Below are 5,142 nucleotides of genomic sequence, written 5' to 3'. Positions count from 1 at the left end.
CTGAAAATTCCTTCTTATGTTAGAACAGATGCCAGTATTTTCTATAAACGGGATAATTGGCGTGCTGCGCTCAATTTTAAGAATCTTTTCGATACGAAATACTTCGAGTCTCAAAGCTTTTTCATTGTTCCCGCAGCACCTTTTACTGTTTTAGGAACTATTTCTTTTGAATTTTGATGTGAAATTTTAGTGGACTGACAAGACTAAAATGATGCAAAAAACTTGTAGGTTGGGTTGAGTAAGGCGAAACCCAACACCGATATTCATGTTGGGTTTCCTTACTTCAACCCAACCTACATCTAATGAACTATTTTAGCCTTGCTACATCAATACTTAATATTTACTCTGCGAGTTTCACCTAAAAAGGATGTGTGAGTTTAATGATCTAGGGGATTAATGCAACTTCATGGTGATAAAAGATAAAACATGAAAAAGAGTTTTTATTATTGCATTCAGCTACTTATAGTGATAGTGGCTTCATGCTTGATCAGCATTGCTTATGATAGTAATTTATATACTAATTTACCAAATAAAACATCATCAAATTCAGAATGCCGATTAATTAAACATGAATTAGGAGAAACTTGTGTACCTCTAAATACGCAGCGTATTGTTGTTACATATCAAGTGGCATTGGAAGATATAATAGCATTAGGATTGAAACCGATAGGTGTGCCTGACACTACTTATGTAGCTAGTAAATCTAGTTTTCTTAAGAACAAAATGTCTGGTATATCTTATATAGGTAAAGAACATACGTTTAATTTAGAAAAAATATTAGAGTTACATCCAGATTTAATTATTAGCTTATATGGGATTAATTCAGCAAACTATCAATTATTTTCAAAAATAGCCCCTACAGTTCAGTTTAAATATGTTCATGCTAGATGGCAAACATCTTTTCGGCAAATTGGTGAGGTATTAGGCAAGACGGAACAAGCTGAGAAATTACTGTCTGAGTACAAACAGCGATTAATAAAATTAAAAACTGTCCTCAAGAATCAAATCAATAAATTAAACGTATCTATTAGCCGTTTTCATGGTGGGGTGCAACTGCCTGAGTTTCGTTCCCAATTTTCATTCCCAGGCAGTATTTTGCAAGAAGTCGGTATTTCTATGCCAGATGCTCAACGTCAGTTAATCAAAACTCCTGATGATACTTTGATAATCTTGAACTTAGAACGTATAGACTCACTTGATGCTGATATTTTATTTGTAGCTGTAGACCCTGGTGCTAGAGAGTTATTCCAAAAATATCAAAATACTCGTCTTTGGCAAACCCTGAATGTAGTACAAAATCAGCGAGTTTATAGTGTTGATTCTAGTTACTGGATTTTTGGTAGTATCCTCTCAGCTAATGCCATAGTTGATGATTTATTTAAGTATTTAAGACAACCTAAATAAATTTTGTCAGCAAAACGGTAAAGTTAAAATATCGAAAACTCCCAGAATTTTGATAAGCCACATTCAGCCGATATAACAGTGAATCATCCTCTGTCAGCAGCCCAGAAATATCAAAAGTAGGGCGATAGAAAGCGTAATTGCCGAAATTAAAATCAGCGGCATAATAGGGAGTGGTCAGGGGTTGTTCGGTGACAACATTGATGATTCCTCCGGGTTCAGCCTTACCAAATAGCACGAAAGCCAGCCCTTTAAGGATTTCGATGCAGCGCGCCAAAGGCATCACACCTGTCAAAAGCAAGCTTGGAATCCAAAATCTAAAACTTGTACTGAGCTTGTTGTAAAGCCTGCGGCATAGTTAGAGCCTCCAGCACGCTACCGCGAACGCTTAAGGCGTAGCCTCTCAGTTAAGAGAAGTATCTAAAATCCAAAATTGGTATAACTGGTATATTTTTTCGTATTCATGGTTGACGCTTGACGGTCAACATTCAAATAAACAGCAACTACAAGATTATTAAAGCTATTTGAGAATATATTTCTTTTTTTATGAAACAAAGCTGCAATAAGTTGAAAAAATATGCCAATAAGTATAAAGTATAGTTTTGAAACTTGGCGGTCATATCAGGCTACAAACCTCAATATTATGAGAATATGCTTTGGTTAAATACTTGATGGGCTTATATTAATTCTCAATTAAGATGTTGAACTTGCAAATGTCAAAGAAAGCACAATCAACTTACCCAAATGACTATATTTTTCAATTAACTAGAAGATAATGACAAGAGCAACCACAGCATCACCCAGAAACTGGAATCCACCCAAAATATCGCCATTAGTGGGTCTGATTCTAGGCATACTGATTCTGCTAACTTGCTTGGTGTACAGTGTTACATTGGGTGCGGCAGAAATACCGTTAAACAAGATTCTGGAATCCTTTATCACCTTTGATGGTTCATATGAACATTTAGTGATTCAGACGGTGAGATTACCGCGATCGCTTGTTGCTCTTTTGGTAGGTGCAGCCTTAGCAGTCTCCGGGGCATTAATGCAAGGTTTGACACGCAACCCCCTAGCAGATCCAGGGATTTTAGGTATTGAATCGGGGGCTGCATTGGCTGTAGTTGCCACAATTTTTGTGTTTGGTAGCTCGTCCTTGAGTGTTTTGACTATTGTGGCCTTTTTAGGTGCAGGAGTCACCGCCATATTAGTCTACTTCCTTGGTTCTCTGGGGCGAGGAGGAGCTACACCATTAAATATCACCGTAGCAGGCGCGGCGATCACGGCTCTGATTTCTTCCCTCACCACGGCTATTCTCATCGTCAGTCAACGCACCTTAGAAGAAATTAGATTTTGGTTGGCTGGTTCTTTAGCTGGAAGGGATTTCAACATATTATTGTCAGCATTGCCTTTCGTTGTTATTGGCTTAGTAATGGCCTTTGCCCTTGGTAGACAAATTACAACTATGAGTCTGGGTGAAGACGTAGCTAAAGGCCTGGGTCAACAGACAACTTGGGTGAAAATCACGACAGCCATCAGCGTTGTTTTACTGGCGGGAAGTTCCGTATCCCTGGCTGGGCCAATTGGCTTTATTGGCTTAGTTGTTCCCCATATGGTGAGGTTTTTCATCAAAGCTGATTACCGTTGGATTTTGCCTTACTCCGCAGTAGTAGGAGCAACTTTACTCTTAGTTGCAGATGTGGCTGCGCGTATCTTACTCAAACCTCAAGAATTACCTGTGGGAGTAATGACAGCACTAGTTGGTGCGCCCTTTTTTGTCTACTTGGCTAAGTCAAAGGTGAAGAAATGAAGGTAGATTGGCTCGTCATCCGTTCCGAGGCGATATCTTTTCGCATAGACCGACGCGTACCACTGATGCTGCTTTGTTTGGTAGTGGTGGTTGCGATCACGATGGTGATCAATGTGGGTAGGGGTGAGTATCCCATCTCGCCTTTAGATATCGTCAAAACTGTATTGGGTATAGATACAGGTAATCCAGACCATGCTTTTGTGATTCACAATCTGCGTCTACCTCGTACCCTTGTCGCTTTTATGGTGGGGGTAGCACTGGCAATTTCTGGCACTATCTTTCAAGGACTGACACGTAACCCCTTAGCTGACCCTGGGATTATTGGCATCAATGCCGGCGCGAGTCTGGCAGCCGTGACAGTTATTATTTTATTTCCTGCTGCACCCATTTACACCTTGCCTCTATCAGCCTTTGCTGGGGCTTTATTGATGGCGATGCTCATTTACTCCCTAGCTTGGAATAATGGTAGTTCCCCCATTTTGTTAATTTTAATGGGCGTGGGGTTGTCTGCGATCGCCAGCGCATTCACCAGCTTGATGATTACCTTTGGTGAAATCTACAGCGTCAGTGATGCCCTTGTATGGTTGGCTGGTAGTGTCTACGGACGCACCTGGGAACAAGTCTTTTCCTTCTTACCTTGGTTAATTGTATTCGTACCGATGGCGTTGACATTGGCAAGACATCTGAACGCCTTAAATTTAGGAGATGATGTTGCCAGAGGTTTAGGTAGTCGGGTGGAATGGCAACGTGGTTTACTCGTGCTAGTGGGTGTAGCCTTAGCCGGTGCAGGAGTCGCCACGGCGGGAATGATTGGTTTTGTCGGTTTAATTGCACCCCATTTAGGCAGACAGTTGGTAGGTACAAATCATGAAGGCTTGATTCCTACATCTGCATTGTTAGGGGGAGTGATTGTTGTCGCCGCAGATTTGCTAGGCAGAACCTTGTTTGCACCTATAGAAATTCCTTGTGGGGTCGTGACTGCTGCTATTGGTGCGCCTTATTTTCTCTATTTGTTAATTCGTAATCGGAAGAAATAGCAGATTGGGGATTGGGGACTGGGGACTGGAGACTGGGAATTGGGGACTGGGGAAAAATCAGCTTTTTATTAATCTAAAACGGTAACAACTATGAAAGGATTATCAACCAAGGGGCTGTCTTTAGCTTACGATGGTGCGCCAATTATTCGTGACCTGAATTTATCAATTCCTCCGGGACAAATTAGTGCTTTAGTGGGTGCAAATGGTTGTGGTAAATCAACTTTATTACGAGGTCTAGCTAGACTTCTTAAACCCTATGGCGGTACAGTCTATCTTGATGGGCAATCTATTTTTAATCTTTCTACTAAGGATGTAGCGAAGCAATTAGGTATCTTACCGCAAGGCCCAGTTGCACCGGAAGGATTAACAGTCAGAGACTTGGTAGCACAAGGACGCTATCCTTATCAAAATTGGTTGCAGCAGTGGTCAGAAAAAGATGAAAAAATTGTCCAACAGGCACTAGAAATTACAAGTTTATTAGAGTTGGATGATAGAGGATTAGATACTTTATCTGGTGGACAACGACAACGTGCTTGGATTGCAATGGCATTAGCACAAGATACAGATATTTTACTGTTAGATGAACCGACTACTTTTCTGGATTTGGCACATCAGATAGAAGTTTTAGATTTGTTATATGAATTGAACCAGCATCAGGGAAGAACTATTGTCATGGTACTGCATGATTTAAATCAGGCTTGTCGTTATGCAGATTATCTGGTTGCTGTCAAAGAGGGTCGGATTTTCACCGTTGGAGAACCGAAACAGGTAATGACTGAAGAAATGGTACAAGAGGTTTTTGGCTTAGAATGCCGGGTTGTTTCTGACCCTGTTGTGGGGACACCGATGTGTGTACCGATAGGACGCAAAGGAGAGAGAAAATTGCAAGCTGAATAA

Annotated in this window: 5 protein-coding genes; 4 read left to right on the top strand and 1 reads right to left on the bottom strand. The window is 40.8% G+C overall.

Annotated elements, in window-relative coordinates; translation table 11 throughout:
- Nucleotides 1-465 precede the first annotated feature (465 nt).
- A complete protein-coding gene (locus VB693_RS28715; RefSeq protein WP_323269244.1) occupies nt 466-1,404 on the top strand; it encodes an iron-siderophore ABC transporter substrate-binding protein in 939 nt (312 codons plus the stop codon).
- Here VB693_RS28715 and VB693_RS28710 read toward each other — a convergent pair.
- Complete coding sequence (locus VB693_RS28710; protein ID WP_323269243.1) at nt 1,397-1,684, bottom strand: hypothetical protein; 288 nt, start codon at nt 1,682-1,684, stop codon at nt 1,397-1,399. The genes VB693_RS28715 and VB693_RS28710 overlap by 8 nt on opposite strands.
- 492 nt (nt 1,685-2,176) lie before the next feature.
- Here VB693_RS28710 and VB693_RS28705 point away from each other — a divergent pair, with 492 nt between their 5' ends.
- The 3 genes from VB693_RS28705 to VB693_RS28695 all read left to right on the top strand — a co-directional run bounded on the left by VB693_RS28705 (nt 2,177) and on the right by VB693_RS28695 (nt 5,142).
- Nucleotides 2,177-3,208: an iron ABC transporter permease gene (locus VB693_RS28705; protein WP_323269242.1), complete on the top strand. Its 1,032-nt coding sequence runs from the start codon at nt 2,177-2,179 to the stop codon at nt 3,206-3,208.
- Nucleotides 3,205-4,245, top strand: coding sequence for an iron ABC transporter permease (locus VB693_RS28700; RefSeq protein ID WP_323269241.1), 1,041 nt, complete (start codon nt 3,205-3,207; stop codon nt 4,243-4,245). The genes VB693_RS28705 and VB693_RS28700 overlap by 4 nt, the downstream gene beginning before the upstream one ends.
- A gap of 90 nt (nt 4,246-4,335) precedes the next feature.
- Nucleotides 4,336-5,142 (top strand): ABC transporter ATP-binding protein, encoded by an 807-nt coding sequence (locus tag VB693_RS28695; protein ID WP_323269240.1) that lies wholly within the window; start codon nt 4,336-4,338, stop codon nt 5,140-5,142.

This window comes from Anabaena sp. UHCC 0399 (genome assembly GCF_034931465.1).
GTDB lineage: Bacteria > Cyanobacteriota > Cyanobacteriia > Cyanobacteriales > Nostocaceae > Trichormus > Trichormus minutissimus.
This window is presented reverse-complemented; position numbering and strand designations above follow the sequence as displayed.